Origin of the sequence: Micromonospora sp. NPDC001898 (assembly GCF_042891255.1) — a bacterium.
Classification (GTDB): Bacteria; Actinomycetota; Actinomycetes; order Mycobacteriales; family Micromonosporaceae; genus Micromonospora.
In genome coordinates, this window is the sequence record NZ_JBIATC010000011.1 from 65418 (window position 1) to 83800 (window position 18383).

Below are 18383 nucleotides of genomic sequence, written 5' to 3' on the forward strand. Positions count from 1 at the left end.
AGAATGGGCGTCATGCAGTCACACCCGAACGTACGGGCGGTGCAGGAGGCCCTCGACGCCGAGGGCGCGCTCGACGGCGCCGGCCGACCCAGCGCGGTTCGCCTGCTGCCCGAGGCGGTGCACACCGCCGCCGCGGCGGCCGAGGCGCTCGGCGTGGGCGTCGGCGCCATCGCCAACTCGCTGGTCTTCGCCGCCGACGACGCCCCGCTGCTGGTGCTCACCTCCGGCGCGCACCGGGTGGACACGGCCGGCCTGGCCGCGTCCCTCGGGGTCACCCACCTGCGCCGGGCCACCCCCGAGTTCGTCCGGCAGCACACCGGCCAGGTGATCGGCGGGGTCGCCCCGCTCGGCCACCCCGCGCCGCTGCGCACCCTGGTCGACACCGCCCTGGAGGGGTACGACGAGGTCTGGGCGGCCGGCGGGGTGCCCCGGGCGGTCTTCCCCACCACGTACGCGGAGCTGCTCCGGATCACCGCCGGCACCCCGGCCGAGGTGGCGTGAGCGGCGTACCCGAGCTGGTCACCCTGCACGTCTGGCGGATTCCCCGGGCGGCGCTGCCCGGGGCGCTGGCCCGGATGGCGACGCACCCGACGCGGCTGCGTCGCACCGGCGGGGTGCGGTTCGGCAAGTTGCTCGGCACCGGGACCGGCACCGGCTTCGGCCCCGGCGACGCCGACCTGACCCGCTGGGCGGCGCTGGCCGTCTGGGACTCCCCGGCGGCCGCGGCCGGCTTCGCCGACTCGCCCGTTGGCCGCTCCTGGGCCCGCGTCGCCCGCTCCTCGGCCCGGGTGGACCTGCGCCCGCTGACCAGCCGGGGTGAGTGGTCCGGCCGACGCCCGTTCGGCGAGCCGTCCGGCGGCCGGGTCGCCGGCCCGGTGCTGGCGCTGACCCGGGCCCGGCTGCGGGCCCGCCGGGCGGCCACCTTCTGGCGGGCGGTGCCGCCGGTGGCCGCCGCCCTGCACGCCGCGCCCGGCCTGCTGGCCCGGTTCGGCGTCGGCGAGGCCCCGCTGGGTTGGCAGGGCACGGTCAGCGTGTGGCGCGACACGGCGGACCTCGTCGCGTTCGCGTACCGTCACCCCGAGCACCGCGCCGCGATCACGCGCACCCCCACCGCGGGGTGGTACGCGGAGGAACTCTTCGCGCGGTTCGAGGTGCGCGACGTGGTCGGCGACCGGTCGGTGCTGGGTTGGGTCGCCGACGGCGATCCGGAGACGGCGAAGGATGGACGGGCATGAGGTTGGTGCGCTGGACGCCGGACGACCTGGTCCGGCGGCTGGACGACGTGGTGGCCGTCTACGGCGAGGCGATGAACTACCGGACGGACCTGCTGGCGGCCCGGCGCGGCTACATCGCCACCCACGTACGCCGCCCCGGCTTCCGCGCCGTCGCCAGCCTCACCTCCGAGGGCCACCTGGCCGGCTTCGGATACGGGTACCTCGGCGCGGCGGGCCAGTGGTGGCACGACCAGGTGCACCGGGCGCTCGACGGTGACGCCCGGCGGCGCTGGCTCGCCGACTGCTTCGAGGTGGTCGAGCTGCACGTCCGGCCGCCCGCGCAGGGGCACGGCCTGGGCGCCCGGCAGCTCACCGCCCTGCTCACCATGGCACCGGGCAGCACCACCCTGCTGTCCACCCCGGAGGCCGACGAGCAGCACTCCCGCGCCTGGCGGCTGTACCGCCGGTTCGGTTTCGTCGACGTGCTGCGCCACTTCAACTTCCCCGGCGACGAACGCCCGTTCGGCATCCTCGGCCGGGACCTCCCGCTCACCCCGCAGGCCCCCGCGGACCGGGCGGCCTCCGCCCCGGGCCCTGGCGTGCCGTGACCCGACCCCGGCCACCCCGGACCGGGCCGGCCGGCCGGCTGCCCCGACCCCGGTGGGACGGCCGGCTGTCCTGGGCCGGGCTGGACCGCCGGCTGCCCTGGGCCGGGCTGGACCGCCGGCTGCCCTGGGCCGGGCTGGACCGCCGGCTGCCCTGGGCCGGGCTGGGCGTGCTGGTCCTGGCCCAGATCTGCTACCCGCTCACCACCGGCGCCACCCGGGCCGGGCTGACCGTGGCCACCGTCGTGCTCGGGTGCCTACTCTCGGTCGGTCACGCGCTGCTGAGCCGGGGGCCCCGCGCGGCGGCGGCGCTGGTCGCCGTGGCCACCGGCGGCGGCTTCGCGATCGAGGCCCTGGGGGTGGCCACCGGCTTCCCGTTCGGTAGCTATGACTACTCCGGCGAGCTGGGCCCGAAACTGGCCGGGGTGCCGCTGATCATCCCGCTCGCCTGGACGTGGATGGCCTGGCCGGCCTGGCTGACCGCGGCCCGGCTCGCCCCGCCCGGGGTCGGCCGGGTGGCGCTGGCAGCCGTCGGGCTGGCCGCCTGGGACCTCTTCCTCGACCCGCAGATGGTCGCCGAGGGCTACTGGGTGTGGCGGGGCGCCACCCCGGCGCTGCCCGGCCTGCCCGGCGTGCCGGTCAGCAACTACCTGGGCTGGCTGCTGTTCGCGGTGCTGCTGATGGCGGCGCTGCGCCCGCTGGCCGGGCCGGTGATCGACCACGCGGACTCCCGGGACGCCCCGATGTTCGCGCTCTACCTGTGGACGTACCTGTCCAGCATCCTGGCCCACGCGGTCTTCCTCGGCCTGCCCGCCTCGGCGGCGTGGGGCGCTGCCGGGATGGCGGTGGCCGCCGTGCCGCTGGCCCTGACACTGCGCCGGGAACGCCGGGAACGCCGCCCGCGCCGGCCGGTCGACGCCACCGCATGACCGGGGTCCTGCTGCTGGTCGCGGGCGTCGCCGCGCTCACCGCGCACACCTGGGTCAACGCCACCCGGTGGCTGCGCCGCCCCGCCGACGGGCCGGTCGAGGTCGCCGAGGCCGTCGCGCTGCTGCTGCCGCTGCGCGACGAGGCTGCCCGGGTCACCCCGTGCCTGCGGGCGCTGCTCGCCCAGCGTGGCGTGCCCGGCCTGCGGATCGTGGTGCTCGACGACGGCTCGGCCGACGGCACCGCCGACGTGGTCCGCGCGGTGGCCGGCGCCGACCCCCGGGTCACCCTGCTCACCGGGGTCGCCCCGCCGCCGGGCTGGCTGGGCAAACCGCACGCCTGCCACCAGCTCGCCACCCGGGCCGATCCGGCCGCCACCGTGCTGGCGTTCGTCGACGCCGACGTGGTGCTCACCCCGTACGCGGTGGCGGCGGCGGTGGCCGAGCTGCGCGCCGCGCGGGTGACGCTGCTGTCGCCGTACCCCCGGATCGTGGTGGCGACGGCGGCCGACCGGCTGGTGCAGCCGCTGTTGCAGTGGCTGTGGCTGACCTTCCTGCCGCTGCGGGCGATGGAGCGCTCGCCACGGCCGGCGCTGGCCGCGGCCGGCGGGCAGTTCCTGGTGGCGGACCGGGCCGGGTACACCGCGGCCGGTGGGCACGCCGCCGTGCGCGCGAGGGTCCTGGAGGACATCGAGCTGGCCCGGGCGGTCAAGCGGTCCGGCGGCCGGATCGCCCTCGCCGACGGCTCCCGGCTGGCCGCCTGCCGGATGTACGACGACTGGCCGCAGCTGCGCGACGGCTACACCAAGTCGCTGTGGGCCACGTTCGGTCACCCGGGCGCGGCGGCGGCCGTGCTGGCCCTGCTGCTCCTGCTCTACACCGCTCCCCCGCTGCTGGCGCTGGGGGCCCTCGCGGCGGGCGCTCCGGCGGTCGCGGCGGCGGCGTTCCTCGGCTACCTGCTCGGGGCTGCCGGGCGGGCGGTCAGCGCCCGGGCGACCGGTGGCCGGTGGTGGCCCGACGCGCTCGGCCACCCCGTGTCGGTCGTGGTCCTCGGTTGGCTGACCCTGCGGTCGTACCATCTGCGGAAGCGGCGCCGCCTGTCCTGGCGAGGCCGCCCGGTCAGCTAGGAGGGCACGGCATGGCGCGGATCGTGGTCGTCGGCGCAGGGGTGGGCGGGCTGGCCACCGCCGCCCGGTTGGCCGCCACCGGGCACGAGGTGACCGTCTTCGAGCAGGCCGACACCGTCGGCGGCAAGCTCGGCCGGTACGTCCACGACACCCCCGGCGGGTCGTTCCACTTCGACACCGGGCCGAGTCTGCTCACCCTGCCGGAGGTCTTCCACGACCTGTTCGAGGCGACCGGGGCGAAGCTCGACGAGTACCTCGACCTGGTCCCGGTGGACCCGATCGTCCGGCACGTCTTCCCCGACGGGGCCACGCTCGACTCGTGCGCCGACCCGGCGGAGTTCGCCGCCCGCGTCGGGGCGGCGTTCGGCGACCGGGCCGCCGCCGAATGGCAGCGGCTGTGGCGACGCGCCGCCCGGGTCTGGAACGCCTCGCACTCCGACGTCCTGCGCCGGGCCGTCGACTCCCCGCTGGACCTCGCCGGGCTGGCCTGGCGGCTGGGCGACCTCGCCGCGATCGGGCCCGGCCGCACCCTGCGCGGGCTGGGCCGCCGGCACCTGTCCGACCCCCGGCTGCGGATGCTGCTGGACCGGTACGCCACCTACACCGGGGCCGACCCCCGCCGGGCCCCGGCCGCGCTGGTCGCCGTGCCGTACGCCGAGCTGACGTTCGGCGGCTGGTACCTGCGCGGCGGCCTGGGCACCCTCGCCGACGCGCTGCTGACCCGGTGCCTGGACCTGGGCGTGGTCGTGCGGACCGGCACCGCGGTCACCCGGATCGACGCCGCGGGCGGCCGGGTGCACGGGGTACGCCTGGCCGGCGTCGCCGCGCCCGTCCCCGCCGACGTGGTGGTGGCCAACGTGGACGCGCTGACCGTCTACCGGGACCTGCTGCCCAGCCCACGCCGACTGGCTGGGCTCACCGACCGCAGCCTCGCCGGCTTCGTGCTGCTGCTCGGGGTGACCGGTGACACCGGGCTGGCCCACCACAACGTGTTCTTCCCGCGCGACTACGACGCCGAGTTCGACGCGGTCTTCGGCCACCCGGGGCGCGGGATCCGGGCCCGTCCCGCGCCCGACCCGACGGTCTTCGTCACCGTCGCCGACGACCCGGCCGTCCGCCCCGAGGGGCAGGAGGCGTGGTTCGTGCTGGTCAACGCCGCCCGGCACGGCACCGCCACCGGGGCGGTGGACTGGCGCCGGCCGGGGCTCGCCGACGCGTACGCCGACCGGGTCCTCGACGTGCTCGCCGAGCGGGGCGTGGACGTGCGGGACCGGCTGGCGTTCCGGGAGGTCCGCACCCCGGCCGACCTGGACGCCACCACCGGCGCGCCCGGCGGGTCGATCTACGGCACGGCCGGTGGCCTGCTCCGCCCGGCCAACCGGGGCCCGGCGGCCGGCCTCTGGCTCGTCGGCGGCTCCACCCACCCGGGCGGCGGCCTCCCGATGGTCGCCCTCTCCGCGCAGATCGTCGCCGACGAGATCGGCCCCGCCTGGGCCTAGGAGAGGCCGACTCCCCCGCTACCGTCCCGCCCCCATCCCCAAGATCTCGCGGTTTCCCGGAAAGAGTGGCCTCCAGGCTCGTGGAGGCCACTCTTTCCGGGAAACCGCGAACCCGGGTGGGGTGGGTGTTGTCAGTCGGCGTCGAGGAGGGCGCGGCGGACGGTGGAGAGAAGCTGGCCCAGGCCGAAGCCGGCGAGCAGCACCCAGACGGCGGTGGCCATGGTGATGGTGCCGGCGGTCAGGTCCGGGTCGATCAGTCCGGCCAGCCCGGCCAGCAGCAGCCCGACCAGGGCCACGCAGACCCGGGTGGGACGCTCCCCCACGGTGACCACGCTGATCTCCCGCATCCCGGCCGAGACCGCCCGGGCCCGGACGTACTCGTGCAGCCAGGACAGCCCGCCCGCGGCCACGACCAGCGCACCCGGCGCGCCCAACAGCCAGAACGCGGCCAGCCAGGCGACCTCGCCGAGCCGGTCGGCCACGGAGTCGTAGACGTACCCGAGCCGGGTGGTGCGGTTGGTGGCGACCGCCACCGCGCCGTCGACGCTGTCGGCCACCGAGGCGGCCAGCACGAACAGCGCCCCGATGATCGGCCCGTTCACGGGCCGGACGGCGAACAGCGGTACGCAGAGGCAGAGCAGCACGCCCGCCACGGTGACCGCGGTCGGGGTGACCCGCAGCCGGCCCAGCACGTACCCGACGTGGTAGGCGGACCGCAGCCAGGCGCGGACCACCGGGGCCGCCACCCGGGGATCGAAGCCCCCGTGCAGCCGCGCCCACGCCGTCGCGTATTCGTCCCAGTTCAGCTGACTGCCCACCACGGAACAACCGTCGCATCGGCGCTCAGGTGTCGCGCCACGGGGGTCACACCCGGGTGTCGACCTGCAACTGCTGCCAGACCTCGCGGGTCGCGGTGGACCGGTTGAGGGTGATGAAGTGAATCCCGGGGATGCCCTCGTCCAGCAGCCGTCGGCACATCTCGGCCGCCTGCTCGATGCCGAGCCGGCGGACCGCCTCCGGGTCGTCGGCGACCTCGGCGAACCGCGCGGCCAGGGCCGGTGGGAACGGCGCCCCGGAAAGCTGCGTCGAACGCTCGATGGTGCTCAGCTGGGTGACCGGCATCACCCCGGCCAGAATGGGGGTGGCGCAGCCGGCCGCCGCCACCCGGTCGCGCAGCCGCAGGTAGTCGTCGGCGTCGAAGAACATCTGAGTGATCGCGAACTCCGCACCGGCCTGGCACTTGCGGACGAAGTTCGCGGTGTCGCCGGCCACGTCGGCCGAGCGCGGGTGCTTGTACGGAAAGGCGGCCACCCCGACGCTGAAGTCGCCGGCGTCGCGGACCAGCCGGACCAGGTCCTCGGCGTAGAGCACGCCCTCGGGGTGGCGGACCCACTCACCGCCCGGGTCGCCCGGCGGGTCGCCCCGCACCGCCAGAATGTTGCGCACCCCGACGCCGGCCAGCCGGCCGATGACGTTGCGCAGCTCGGCGACGGAGTGGTTGACCGCGGTCAGGTGCGCCATCGGCAGCAGGGTGGTCTCGGTGGCGATCCGCTCGGTCACCGCGACCGTGGTGTCCCGGGTCGACCCGCCGGCCCCGTAGGTGATCGAGACGAACGACGGGCGCAGCGACTCCAGCTCGCGGATCGCCTGCCAGAGCAGCCGCTCGCCCTGCGGGGTCTTGGGCGGGAAGAACTCGAACGAGAAGGTGGGCTGACGGTCACGGATCAGCTCCCCGATCGCCGGCTGCGGATTGGGGAGGACCGAGGGAAGACCGAGCGCCACGCCTGAACTCTAGCGGCCGGCACCTGCCGGGCCCAGATCTTTCCCACCTGGCGCGACCGCACCAGGATCCGCGAGACGGAACCGCTCCAGTTCCCGGTGCCCGGAGGGCGGGCCGTGCCCGTGCCGGCCCTGAGGTTCCTCCCGCACCGCGCCACGACGGCCACCGTCGTACCCCCGGAGTAGAAAGGTGGCAGCGCGGACGGGGCCGGCTCCCGGGGGCCCGCGCGGGGGTCAGCACCGACCGGCGGCACACCGGTCCCGCTCGTCCGGGCAGGTCGACGCCGCCACCGCGCCGACCCCTCCCGGAGGACCGATGACGCCGCCCACACCACCCGGCCCCGAGCCGCTCGGGCCGTTGCTCGCCCGGCTCCGGTTGGCCCGGGGCCACAGTCAGCAGCTCCTCGCCGCCGAGCTGTGCGCCGCCTCGGGCGTGCCCACGCTGAGTCGGCACGAGGTGTCGCGCTGGGAGCGGCAGCTCCGCGTGCCGGGGGACTTCTGGCTGGGATGGCTGGCCGTGACCCTCGCCGTGCCGGTCGAGCTACTGGCCGAGGCCGCCGAGCACAGCCGGCCAGCTCGCCGGGGCACGCCGCCGGCTGGCCCGGCGCGCCCGCGAGCCGGCGGTACGGCGACACGCCGCCCTCGCCTGCGCGGCGGCCCGTCACCTGCCCCGGCCGGCACCGCCACCCGGCCGGCACCGCCACCCGGCCGGCACCGCCACCCGGCCGGCCCGTCCACCGGGCGGGCCGGCGATCACCGCCCGCGACCAGGCGCTGACTCCGGCGCGACGGCGCTCGGCGGCCGGGGTGGCCCACGGCGCGCCACGGGCCACGGATGCGGCGCGGTCCCGGGCGACCCGCTAGCGTCGGGGGCGTGACCCACGCTGCTCCTGTGTCCCCCGTCGACCGCGCTGGCCTGCGTCAGCGGGTCGACAAGGCCCTGACCGAGTTCCTGGCCGGCCAGCACGCCTGGATGAAGGGCGTCGACGAAGACCTGGTGCCGGTGGCCGAGGCGATCGAGGCGTTCGTGCTGGGCGGCGGCAAGCGGCTGCGCCCGGCCTTCGCGTACTGGGGGTTCCGGGGCGCCGGCGGGGGCGACTCGGACCAGGTGGTGACCGCGCTGGCCGCACTGGAGTTCGTGCAGGCCAGCGCGCTGATCCACGACGACCTGATGGACCGCTCGGACACCCGGCGCGGCGAGCCGGCGGTGCACCGGCGGTTCGCCGCCCGGCATCGCAGCGCCGGCTGGGGCGGCAACGCCGACGGGTTCGGCGACGCTGCGGCGATCCTGCTCGGCGACCTGTGTCTGGTCTGGTCCGACGAGCTGCTGCACTCCGCCGGGCTGGACCCGCGGATCGTGGCCCGGGCCCGCCCGGTCTTCGACGAGATGCGTACCGAGGTCACCGTCGGGCAGTACCTCGACGTGCTCACCCAGGCCACCGGCGACACCTCGGTGGAGCGCGCGGGCAAGGTCGCCCGGTACAAGTCGGCGAAGTACACGGTCGAGCGTCCGCTGCTGCTGGGCGCCGCGCTGGCCGGCGCGACGGCGGATGTCCGGGCGGCCTACTCGGCGTACGGGCTGCCGCTGGGCGAGGCGTTCCAGTTGCGCGACGACGTGCTGGGGGTGTTCGGCGACCCGTCGCAGACCGGCAAGCCGGCCGGCGACGATCTGCGCGAAGGCAAGCGGACGTACCTGGTCGCGGTGGCCGTGGAGGCCACCGACGCGGCCGGCCGGGAGCTACTGCTCGGCCGGCTCGGCGACCCGGGCCTGGACGAGGACGGGGTGGCCCGGCTGCGCGAGCTGATCACTTCGACCGGAGCGCTGGCCCGCGCCGAGGAACGGATCGCCACGCTGACCGACACGGCGCTGACCGCGCTGGCCACCGTCGACCTGGAGACGGAGGCCCGCCAGGCCCTGGTCGACCTCGCCGTCGCCGCCACCCGCCGCGCCGACTGACCCCGCCCGGCCAAGCCCGCCCGGCACGGCGCAGCCGCCCGACCCGCCGGCACGGCGCAGCCGCCCGACCCGCCGGCACGGCGTAGCCCGCCCGACCCGCCCGGTGCGCCGGGAAACAGGGGTCGGGCGGGGTGGGTCAGGGGGTCAGAAGCCGAGGGCCTGGGCCCGGCGCTTGACCTCGCGGGCGTGGTCGCCGCCGAGCGTGGCGGCCGGGGTGCCGCCGGACAGGGTGTCGTCGGGCTCGTAGAGCCAACGCAGCGCGGCCTCGTCGTCGTAGCCGGCGTCGGTCATCAGGGTGAGCACCCCGGGCAGGTGCTTGAGCACGGTTTGGTTGGCCACCAGGTCGACGGGAATCCGGCGGATGCCGTCGCGGCGCACCGCGAGCAACTCCCGGTCCCGGATCATCTGGTGGATCTTGCTGATCGACAGGTCGAGGCGCTCGGCGACGTCCGGCAGGGTCAGCCAGCGGGCCGGATCGGTCGGGCCGGCGGGGCCGGCGCCGGAGGCAGCCTGGTCGGAGGGTACGGAGTCGGTCACCCGATCACCCTGCCACGTTGCCGGCAGCAGCGGCGAGGGCACCCCCTCGACCGGTCCGAAAGGACGCCGGGAGGCGACGTGAGCCCGGCGGGACGGACCCTCTCGCCGACCATCTGTAGCATCCTGTTCAACCTCTGCCCTCTGGACACATAGACTGCCTGCCGATGGACACACAGGTCGCCGACACGTTGCTGGGCTCGCTGATCGACGGGCGCTACCGCATTCGCGGTCGCGTGGCCCGTGGCGGCATGGCGACCGTGTACACCGCCACCGACGAGCGCCTGGAGCGCACCGTCGCGGTCAAGATCATTCACCCGACCCAGGCCGCCGAGACGCGGGCCCGGATGGCCGGGTTCCTGGAGCGGTTCACCGACGAGGCGAAGACCATCGCCCGGCTGACCCACCCGAACGTGGTGGCGGTCTACGACCAGGGCACCCACGCCGGCCTGCCCTACCTGGTGATGGAGTACGTGCGCGGCCGGACGCTGCGCGACGTGCTCGCCGAGCGGCGCCGGCTGCACCCGGACGAGGCGCTGGCGATCATGGAGCAGATGCTCGCCGCGATCGCCGCCGCGCACCGGGCCGGCCTGGTGCACCGCGACGTCAAGCCGGAGAACGTGCTGGTCGCCGAGGCGCCCACCGGCGGGGTCGCCAACCTGGTCGACAGCGTGGTCAAGGTCGCCGACTTCGGGCTGGCCCGGGCGGTGGAGGCCAGCGCCGAGGACGAGCCGGGCAACCAGCTCATGGCCACGGTGGCGTACGTCGCGCCGGAACTGGTCACCGACGGGCACTCCGACACCCGCACCGACGTCTACTCGGCCGGCATCGTGCTGTTCGAGATGCTCACCGGCCGGGTCCCGTACGACGGCGACCGGCCGGTGGACGTCGCCTGGCAACACGTCGACAACGACGTGCCGACCCCGTCGACGCTGGTGCCGGGGCTGCCGAAGGCGCTCGACGACCTCGTCGCCCGGGCCACCCGACGCGACCCGGAGGCGCGGCCGGCCGACGCCGGCGTCCTGCTGACCGAGGTCCAGGTCGCACGCGACGAGCTGGGCAACCCGAACGCGCACACCGCCGTGCTGCGCGCGGTGACCGACGGCGCGACCCCGCTGACTCAGCCCACCATGGTGGTAGCGGCGGTCCGGCCCGCCGAGCGCCCGGCCTGGGCCCGGCTGCCCGAGCACAAGGAGCAGCGCCCGCACCGGCGGCGGGCCGAGCCGGAGAGCTCCGGTCCGGGCGGCCGGATCGCCGCCCTGCGGGCCCGGGTGCTTGGCGACCGACGGGGGCGCATGGGCCTGCTGGCGGCGGCCGTGGTGCTCGTCCTGATCGCCGCGCTCACCGGCTGGTGGTTCGGGGTGGGTCGGTACACGGTGGCCCCGGAGCTGGTCAGCCTCAGCAAGGCCGAGGCGCAGGCGCAGGCGACCCGGGGCGGTTTCACCCTCGAGTACGCCAAGCCCCGCTACGACGAGAAGGTCCCGCGCGACGGCGTGGTGGCACAGAGCCCGGCCTCGGCCGCCCGGATCCTCAAGGGCGGTGCCATCACCCTCACCCTCTCGCTGGGGCCGGACCGGTTCCCCGTGCCGGACGTGGTCGGCAAGGAGTTCGAGCTGGCCCAGGCCGACCTGGTCAACGCCAAGCTGGTGGTCGCCAAGGGCACCCCCCGGTACGACGACAACCTGCCCGAGGGCGTGGTGGTGGACACCAACCCGAAGGTCGGTGCCGAGGTCAAGCCGGGCGCGAAGGTCACCGTCATCCTGAGCAAGGGCAAGGCCCCGATCTCGGTGCCGAACCTCGTCGGCAAGAACGTCAACGAGGCCCGCACCGCCCTGGCCCAGCTCGGCCTGGTGCCGGTCGAGACGTACAAGGACTCGGACAAGCCGAAGGACGAGATCCTCGGGCAGAGCCCGGCGGACGGCGCGGGCGTGGAGAAGGGTGCCCAGGTCAAGCTGGAGGTCAGCAAGGGCCCCGCCCCGGTGGTCGTGCCCCGGGTGCTCGACCTGCCCTGCCAGCAGGCCAAGCAGCAGTTGGAGAGCCAGGGCTTCCCGGTGAACGTGCAGTTCAACCCGAACGGCATCGTCCGGTTCCAGAACCCGGGCGAGAACACCCAGGTGGCGCCGGGCACCCAGATCACGATCGGGTGTCTGTAGAGATGTCGGCGTCCGCCCTCCGCCGGCCGGTCGGCTCACACACCCCCACGTCGGGTGGGCTGGCGAAGGCGGCCCTGCCGTACGTCGACGCGGCCGGCTCCGAGGCCGTCCAGGTCTACGTCTCCAACTCCCGGGGCTGGGCGCTCCCGGCGGGCGACCCGGCCCAGGATGTGCTGTTCCGGGACGGCTGCGCCGAGCGGGGCCTGCCGGTGTTCGTCCACGCGTCGCTGCTGGTGAACCTCGGCTCCCCCACCCCGGCCACGGTCGAGCGGTCGGCGCAGACCCTGGCCCACGCGTTGCGCCGGGGGCGGGCGATCGGCGCCCTCGGGGTGGTCTTCCACGCCGGCAGCGCGGTCGACGCGGGTCACGCCGACGCGGCCATGCGTCAGGTACGCGAGGCGCTGCTGCCCCTGCTCGACGAGACGCTGGCGACGGGTGGCCCGCTGCTGCTGGTCGAGCCGAGCGCGGGTGGCGGCCGGTCGCTGGCCTCCCGGGTGGAGCATCTCGGCCCGTACCTGGACTCGGTGGACCGGCACCCCGGCCTGGGCGTCTGCTTCGACACCTGCCACGCCTGGGCCGCCGGGCACGACCTGGCCGTCGAGGGCGGCATGACGGCCTGCCTGGACACGCTGGTCGCCACGGTCGGGCCGGACCGGCTGCGACTGGTGCACGCCAACGACTCGAAGGACCTGTGCGGCTCGACCCGGGACCGGCACGAGAACATCGGCAAGGGCGGCATCGGCGAGCCGGCGTTCGCCGAACTGATGGCCCACCCCGCCACGGCGGGCATCCCGGTGGTGGTGGAGACCCCCACGGAGAAACACGAGGGCCACGCCGCCGACATAGCCACCCTCACCCGCCTCCACCCCTGACCCGCCACCCACCGGCCGGACGGCCCGGGCGGGCCATGTTGATCAAGAGTTTTACGTCGTCCGAGCGCCGGATCCCGACGCGAACCTCTTGATCACCGGGACGACCGGGGGTGGGGTTAGCGGTGCAGGAGGGTTGTCAGGGTCTGGGTGGCGTGGGCGATGGCGGTGTCGTCGACGTCCAGGTGGGTGACCAGGCGGGCGGTGCGCGGGCCGAGGACCGAGATCAGCAGGCCCTCGGCGCGGGCGGAGGCGGCCAGGCCCCGCGCGTCCAGCGGAAACTTGGTCAGGTCCAGCGGGACGATGTTCGTCCGCACCGGCGAGGCGAGCACCCCGAACGGGGCGACCGCCTCGGCCAGCCGGGCGGCCTTCGCGTGGTCGTCGGCGAGCCGCTGGACGTGGTGCGCGAGGGCGTACCGGCCGGCGGCGGCGAGCACGCCGGCCTGGCGCATCCCGCCGCCCATCCGCTTGCGGACGAACCGGGCCCGCTCGATCTTCTCCGCGCTGCCGACGACGAGCGAGCCGACCGGCGCGCCGAGGCCCTTGGACAGGCAGACCGACATGGTGTCGAACAACGCTCCGTAGGTGGCCAGCGGCACGCCGTCCGCGACGTGGGCGTGCCAGATCCGGGCGCCGTCGCAGTGCAGGGCCAGCCCGTTGGCGTCGGCGACCCGGCGCAGCTCGCGCAGGGTGTCCAGCGGGATCACCCCGCCGCCGCCCCGGTTGTGGGTCTGCTCCACGGCGATGGCCCGGGTCGGCACCGCGAAGTAGCCGTCCGGCCGGACCATGCCGGCGACCAGCTCGGGGTTGATGTCCGCGCCGTCCGCCGGCCAGGTCCGAGACGAGATTCCGCCGTACGCCGCCGCCGCGCCGATCTCGTACGTGACGATGTGCGCGTCGGCGTCGCAGAGCAGTTCGTCGCCGGGCGGCACCACCAGTTGCAGGGCGATCTGGTTGGCCATCGACCCGGTCGGGGCGAACAGCGCCGCCTCGTGCCCGAACAGGGCGGCGACCTCGGTCTCCAGGGCGTTGACTGTCGGGTCCTCGCCGTAGACGTCGTCGCCGACTTCGGCGTTGGCCATCGCCTCCCGCATCCCGGCGGTGGGCCGGGTCACGGTGTCCGATCGCAGGTCGATGAGAAGATCAGCCACGGTCATTCCTTCGGCCGCCGACTGCGGGGCTCGCAAGCTCACTCCTCGCGTCAGCCACGGAGCATCTCCGCCACCAGGAAAGCCAGCTCCAGCGACTGCTGGGTGTTCAGCCGTGGGTCGCAGGCGGTCTCGTACCGGTCCGGCAGGTCGAGGTCCTCGATGCCCTGGGCACCGCCGAGGCACTCGGTGACGTTCTCACCGGTCAGCTCGACGTGCAGGCCGCCCGGGTGGGTCCCCAGGCCCCGGTGCACCTCGAAGTAGCCGAGCACCTCGTCGACGATCCGGTCGAAGTGCCGGGTCTTGTAGCCGTTGGAGGACTCGTGGGTGTTGCCGTGCATCGGGTCGCACTGCCAGACGACCTTCGCGCCGGCGGCGGTGACCTTCGCCACGATCGGCGGCAGGGCGTCGCGAACCTTGTGGTTGCCCATCCGGCTGATCAGGGTCAGCCGGCCGGGGATGTTGTCGGGGTTGAGCTTCTCGCAGAGCTCGATCGCCTCGTCCGGGGTGGTGGTCGGGCCGAGCTTCACGCCGATCGGGTTGGCGATGCGGGAGATGTAGTCGATGTGTGCGCCGTCGATCTGCCGGGTCCGCTCGCCGATCCAGAGGAAGTGCCCGGACAGGCCGTACCCCCGGTTGCCGGAGACCCGGGTGAGCGCCCGGTCGTACTCCAGCGCGAGGGCCTCGTGGGAGCAGTAGAGGGTGACGGTGCGCAGCGCGTCGTCCTCGGTCATCCCGCAGGCGTTGATGAAGGCCAGCGCCCGGTCGATCTCCCGGGCGATCGCCTCGTAGCGCTCGCCGGCCGGGGAGCTCTTGACGAAGCCCTTGTTCCAGTCGTGCACCGCGTGCAGGTCGGCCAGCCCCCCCGCCAGGTACGCCCGGAGCATGTTCATCGCGGCGGCCGAGTTCGCGTACGCCCGGATCATGCGCTGCGGGTCGGCGACGCGCGCCTCCGGCGTGGCCTCCAGCGAGTTGATCAGGTCGCCGCGGTAGGCGGGCAGCCCTCGGGCGTCGGTCGGCAGCGACCGGGGCTTGGTGTACTGCCCGGCGACCCGGGCGACCTTGATCACCGGCAGCGACGCGCCGTAGGTCAGCACGATCGCCATCTGGAGCAGGGTGCGGGCGTTGGCGAGCAGGTGATGCTCGGTGTTGTCGACGAAGGTCTCCGCGCAGTCACCGCCCTGGAGCAGGAACGCCTTGCCCTCGCAGACCAGCGCGAGGCGGTTGCGGAGTTGGTCCACCTCGTAGGGCGCGACGACCGACGGCACGGTGTCGAGCACCTTGCAGACCTCGGCGACCGCGGCCGGATCCGGCCACGGCGGGATCTGTGCCCGGGGCAGGTCCCGCCAGCGGTCCAGGCCGAGGGCTGCGTCCTCGGCGGAGTCGACGGTCGGACGGCTGGTCTGCAGGCCGGGGCTGCCCACCGCGGGATGGCTCAGCTGATGCCACTCATGGCGCATGGGGAAAGCGTACGGCGGTCCCCGGAGGGACCGGGCGTCGAGGGGGACGGTTCCGGAGGTTGGGAGCTCCGGGACGCCGCAGCCCGGCGTGGCGGGAGGATGTCAGGGGGTAACCGTCGGCGCCGGGGTGTGCCCGCCCGGCGCTTCCCCCGCGACGCACCAGTCGGCGCCGCTGCGGGTGACGGTGAACAGCAGCGGCCGGGCGGCCTCGCGGGCGCCGACGGTGACGGTGACCGACGTGCTGACCTCCTGCCCGGCCGCACCGGGGCGGACGTCGGTGATGGCCGCCTCCGTCACGGTGAAGTGGTCGGCGAAGTCGCCGTTCGGGCCGGTGGCGGCGGAGTCGAAGCCACCCTGGGCGGGGGCGCAGAGCTGGCTGCGCCCGGCTGCGGCGTCCTTGGCGATCATCGCGTCGAGGTACGCCTGCACCCGCTCGCGGGCCTTGGTGGCCGCCTCCTCGGCGGGTGCCCGCCCGGGCTGCTCCGCCGCCGGCTTCTCGTCGTCGCCGCCGAGCCCGCAGCCGAACAGGGCGAACGGCAGGAGCGCGAGTGCCGCGACGAGCGCCGACCTGGAGTGAGTCACAGCCATCCGTCCCTCCCCTGGACCCGGCACGGGCAGGTGCCGATGCGCGAGTCTGACACATCGCCCCGGCCCCGCCGAGCATCCGGTGCGCCACGCGGGCACCACCACGGGGCAGGCGGGGCGGGTGTGGCGAGGTGTCGACGGGACGGGCGTCGGCGGCACGCGCGGGCGGGGAGGGACCGATGCCGGTCCCTCCCCGCCGTGTGGGTGTTGCGTCGGCCCTCGGCTCAGCCGAGGCCGCCCTTGATGGCGCCGATCAGCTCACCGTTGCTCGTGTCGCCGGAGAGCTCCCAGAAGAACGCGCCACCGAGGCCCTGGTTCTTCGCGTACGTCATCTTGCCGCCGATGGTCGACGGGGTGTCGTAGCTCCACCAGTTGCTGCCGCACTTGGCGTACGCGGTGCCGGCGACGGTGCCGGTGGTCGGGCAGGTGTTCTTGAGGACCTTGTAGTCCTCGATGCCGGCCTCGTACGTGCCGGGGGCCGCGCCGGTGGCGGTGCCGCCCGGGGTGGCCTGGGTGACCCCGGTCCAGCCCCGGCCGTAGAAGCCGATGCCGAGCAGCAGCTTGTCGGACGGGATGCCCTTGCTCTTGAGCTTCTGGATCGCCGCGTCGCTCCAGAAGCCCTGCTGCGGGATGCCCTCGTACGAGGTGAGCGGCGAGTGCGGGGCCGTGGGGCCCTGCGCCGCCCAGGCGCCGAAGAAGTCGTACGTCATCGGCATGATCCAGTTGAGGTTCGCCGCCGCGCCGGCGTAGTCGGTGGCGTCGATCTTGCCGCCGGTGCTGGCGTCGGCGGTGATGGCGGCGGTGACCAGCGCCGAGGAGCCGAACTTGGTCCGCAACGCGCCGACCACGTTCTTGAAGGCGTTGGGGCCGCTGGTGTCACAGGTGAGGCCGCAGGCGTTCGGGTACTCCCAGTCGACGTCGATGCCGTCGAAGACGTCCGCCCAGCGCGGGTCCTCGACCATGTTGTAGCAGCTCTCGGCGAACGCGGCCGGGTTCTGCGCGGCCTGGGTGAAGCCGCCCGACCAGGTCCAGCCGCCGACGGAGTAGATGACCTTCAGGTGCGGATACATCTTCTTCAGCTTGCGGAGCTGGTTGAAGCTGCCACGCAGCGGCTGGTCCCAGGTGTCGGCCACGCCGTCGACGCTGTCCGCGGCGGTGTACGCCTTGTCGTAGTCGGCATAGCTGTCGCCGATGCTGCAGCGACCGCCGGCGGTGTTGCCGAAGGCGTACAGGATGTGGGTCAGCTTCGCGGCGGACCCGCTGGTGTGGATGTTCTTGACGTGGTAGTTGCGGCCGTAGACGCCCCACTCGGCGAAGTAACCGACGACCTTCTTGCCACCCGGCGGGGGCGTGGTCGGCGGCGGGGTGGTGGGGGGCGGGGTCGTGGGGGGCGGGGTGGTCGGCGGGGGCGTCGTCGGCGGCGGGGCGCTGGTGGTCGGGGTGACGCCGCCGGCGCACGGCGCGCCGTTGATGGTGCAGTTCAGCGGCGCCTTGTACGCCCCGACGCCGTTGTAGCCCCAGCTGAAGCTCGCCCCGGGGGCGATCGGGCCGCCCCAGCTCTTCTTCACCGCGACGTAGTGGTTGCCGCTGCTGGTGACGTCGGCGTCCCAGGAGCTGCTGATGGTGGTGCCGGCAGGCAGGTCGAACTCGATGCGCCAGGTACTGATGCTGGCGGCGGAGTCGTTGGCGACGGTCACCCGGGCTTCGTGACCGGTCCCCCAGTCCTGCGCCTTGACGAACGTGGCGGTCACACTTCCGGCACCGAACGCCGAGGTCATCGGGACCGCTGCGGCGGTCACCGCGACCAGGGCGCCGGCCCAGAGGGCCCGGCGGAACGATCTCTTCATGTGGCGTCTCCCCAAACAGTTAGGAAACTTTCCTAAAGGATGGTGAGACGCTACTCACGACGTCATCACTTCGTCAAGATGTACATGCGTCGATCTACAGGAAACCGGGGTCCGTCCGGCCGTCGCGGCCGGTCGGTAGCCTCGGCGGATGACCGTTTTCGACACTCAGATCGACGCGCTGACCGGTGGCCCGGCGGAACTCGACCGCCACCGGGGCCGGGCCCTGCTGGTGGTGAACGTGGCGTCCCGCTGCGGCCTCACCCCGCAGTACGCCGGGCTCCAGGCCCTGCACGAGACCTATGCCGACCGGGGACTGGTGGTGCTCGGCGTGCCGTGCAACCAGTTCGCCGGCCAGGAGCCGGGCACCGCCGCCGAGATCGGCGAGTTCTGCCAGGTCAACTACGGGGTGACCTTTCCGCTCACGGAGAAGGTGGACGTCAACGGCCCGGCCCGGCACCCGCTGTACGCGGAGCTGGTGACCACGCCGGACGCCGACGGGCACACCGGCGACGTGCGGTGGAACTTCGAGAAGTTCCTGGTGGCGCCGGACGGCACGGTGGCCGCCCGGTTCGCCCCGACCGTCGCGCCGGACTCCCCCGAGCTGCGCACGGCGATCGAGAAGGTCCTGCCGGCGTAGCCCGCCGGGCCCACCTCCCCGAATTGATCGAGGCCGCGGGGCCC

The 18383-nt window shown here is 74.6% G+C and carries 18 protein-coding genes; 11 read left to right on the forward strand and 7 right to left on the reverse strand.

What is annotated here, in order from left to right:
• The first annotated feature begins 12 nt into the window (after positions 1–12).
• The 6 genes from ACFYZF_RS21870 (at position 13) to ACFYZF_RS21895 (ending at position 5371) form a co-directional block, all read left to right on the forward strand.
• A complete protein-coding gene (locus ACFYZF_RS21870) occupies positions 13–501 on the forward strand; it encodes a YbaK/EbsC family protein (RefSeq protein WP_387023522.1) in 489 nt (162 codons plus the stop codon).
• Positions 498–1235: a monooxygenase gene (locus tag ACFYZF_RS21875; protein ID WP_387023524.1), complete on the forward strand. Its 738-nt coding sequence runs from the start codon at positions 498–500 to the stop codon at positions 1233–1235. Before ACFYZF_RS21870 ends, ACFYZF_RS21875 begins: the two co-directional genes overlap by 4 nt.
• Positions 1232–1822, forward strand: a complete 591-nt coding sequence (locus tag ACFYZF_RS21880; RefSeq protein ID WP_387023525.1) for a GNAT family N-acetyltransferase — start codon at positions 1232–1234, stop codon at positions 1820–1822. Before ACFYZF_RS21875 ends, ACFYZF_RS21880 begins: the two co-directional genes overlap by 4 nt.
• Before the next feature lie 107 nt (positions 1823–1929).
• A complete protein-coding gene (locus ACFYZF_RS21885) occupies positions 1930–2748 on the forward strand; it encodes a carotenoid biosynthesis protein (RefSeq protein ID WP_387023702.1) in 819 nt (272 codons plus the stop codon).
• Positions 2745–3872: a glycosyltransferase gene (locus tag ACFYZF_RS21890; protein ID WP_387023527.1), complete on the forward strand. Its 1128-nt coding sequence runs from the start codon at positions 2745–2747 to the stop codon at positions 3870–3872. The genes ACFYZF_RS21885 and ACFYZF_RS21890 overlap by 4 nt, the downstream gene beginning before the upstream one ends.
• A gap of 11 nt (positions 3873–3883) precedes the next feature.
• Positions 3884–5371, forward strand: coding sequence for a phytoene desaturase family protein (locus tag ACFYZF_RS21895; RefSeq protein ID WP_387023529.1), 1488 nt, complete (start codon positions 3884–3886; stop codon positions 5369–5371).
• A gap of 131 nt (positions 5372–5502) precedes the next feature.
• Here ACFYZF_RS21895 and ACFYZF_RS21900 read toward each other — a convergent pair whose 3' ends face one another.
• Together ACFYZF_RS21900 and metF are read right to left on the reverse strand one after the other, a co-directional pair.
• Positions 5503–6192: a CDP-alcohol phosphatidyltransferase family protein gene (locus tag ACFYZF_RS21900; protein WP_387023531.1), complete on the reverse strand. Its 690-nt coding sequence runs from the start codon at positions 6190–6192 to the stop codon at positions 5503–5505.
• 43 nt (positions 6193–6235) lie between these two features.
• Positions 6236–7153, reverse strand: a complete 918-nt coding sequence (metF, locus tag ACFYZF_RS21905) for a methylenetetrahydrofolate reductase [NAD(P)H] (RefSeq protein WP_387023533.1) — start codon at positions 7151–7153, stop codon at positions 6236–6238.
• Positions 7154–7466: 313 nt separating this feature from the next.
• On the opposite strand from metF, the gene ACFYZF_RS21910 reads away from it, so the two are divergent.
• Positions 7467–8027 (forward strand): helix-turn-helix domain-containing protein, encoded by a 561-nt coding sequence (locus ACFYZF_RS21910; RefSeq protein ID WP_387023535.1) that lies wholly within the window; start codon positions 7467–7469, stop codon positions 8025–8027.
• Entirely contained in the window at positions 8024–9106 is a 1083-nt protein-coding gene (locus tag ACFYZF_RS21915; RefSeq protein WP_387023537.1) for a polyprenyl synthetase family protein, read from the forward strand. Before ACFYZF_RS21910 ends, ACFYZF_RS21915 begins: the two co-directional genes overlap by 4 nt.
• A gap of 144 nt (positions 9107–9250) precedes the next feature.
• Here the strand turns inward: ACFYZF_RS21915 and ACFYZF_RS21920 are convergent, their stop codons facing one another.
• Positions 9251–9643, reverse strand: a complete 393-nt coding sequence (locus ACFYZF_RS21920; protein WP_387023539.1) for an Rv2175c family DNA-binding protein — start codon at positions 9641–9643, stop codon at positions 9251–9253.
• Between the two features lie 164 nt (positions 9644–9807).
• Between ACFYZF_RS21920 and pknB the strand changes: the two genes are divergently transcribed.
• Together pknB and ACFYZF_RS21930 are read left to right on the forward strand one after the other, a co-directional pair.
• Positions 9808–11793 (forward strand): Stk1 family PASTA domain-containing Ser/Thr kinase, encoded by a 1986-nt coding sequence (gene pknB, locus ACFYZF_RS21925; protein ID WP_387023541.1) that lies wholly within the window; start codon positions 9808–9810, stop codon positions 11791–11793.
• A 2-nt stretch (positions 11794–11795) separates the two neighbouring features.
• Positions 11796–12665: a deoxyribonuclease IV gene (locus tag ACFYZF_RS21930; RefSeq protein ID WP_387023704.1), complete on the forward strand. Its 870-nt coding sequence runs from the start codon at positions 11796–11798 to the stop codon at positions 12663–12665.
• Between the two features lie 116 nt (positions 12666–12781).
• Here ACFYZF_RS21930 and ACFYZF_RS21935 read toward each other — a convergent pair whose 3' ends face one another.
• The 4 genes from ACFYZF_RS21935 to ACFYZF_RS21950 all read right to left on the reverse strand — a co-directional run bounded on the left by ACFYZF_RS21935 (position 12782) and on the right by ACFYZF_RS21950 (position 17702).
• On the reverse strand, positions 12782–13813 hold the full coding sequence (locus tag ACFYZF_RS21935; protein WP_387023543.1) for a threonine aldolase family protein: 1032 nt from the start codon (positions 13811–13813) through the stop codon (positions 12782–12784).
• A 50-nt stretch (positions 13814–13863) separates the two neighbouring features.
• A complete protein-coding gene (locus ACFYZF_RS21940) occupies positions 13864–15270 on the reverse strand; it encodes a class II 3-deoxy-7-phosphoheptulonate synthase (protein WP_387023544.1) in 1407 nt (468 codons plus the stop codon).
• A gap of 102 nt (positions 15271–15372) precedes the next feature.
• The gene (locus tag ACFYZF_RS21945; protein ID WP_387023546.1) at positions 15373–15858 is read right to left on the reverse strand and encodes a hypothetical protein; all 486 of its coding nucleotides are present in this window, start codon (positions 15856–15858) and stop codon (positions 15373–15375) included.
• Positions 15859–16079: 221 nt separating this feature from the next.
• Positions 16080–17702, reverse strand: a complete 1623-nt coding sequence (locus ACFYZF_RS21950) for a glycosyl hydrolase family 18 protein (protein WP_387023548.1) — start codon at positions 17700–17702, stop codon at positions 16080–16082.
• Positions 17703–17850: 148 nt separating this feature from the next.
• On the opposite strand from ACFYZF_RS21950, the gene ACFYZF_RS21955 reads away from it, so the two are divergent.
• The gene (locus ACFYZF_RS21955; RefSeq protein ID WP_387023550.1) at positions 17851–18339 is read left to right on the forward strand and encodes a glutathione peroxidase; all 489 of its coding nucleotides are present in this window, start codon (positions 17851–17853) and stop codon (positions 18337–18339) included.
• Positions 18340–18383 lie beyond the last annotated feature (44 nt).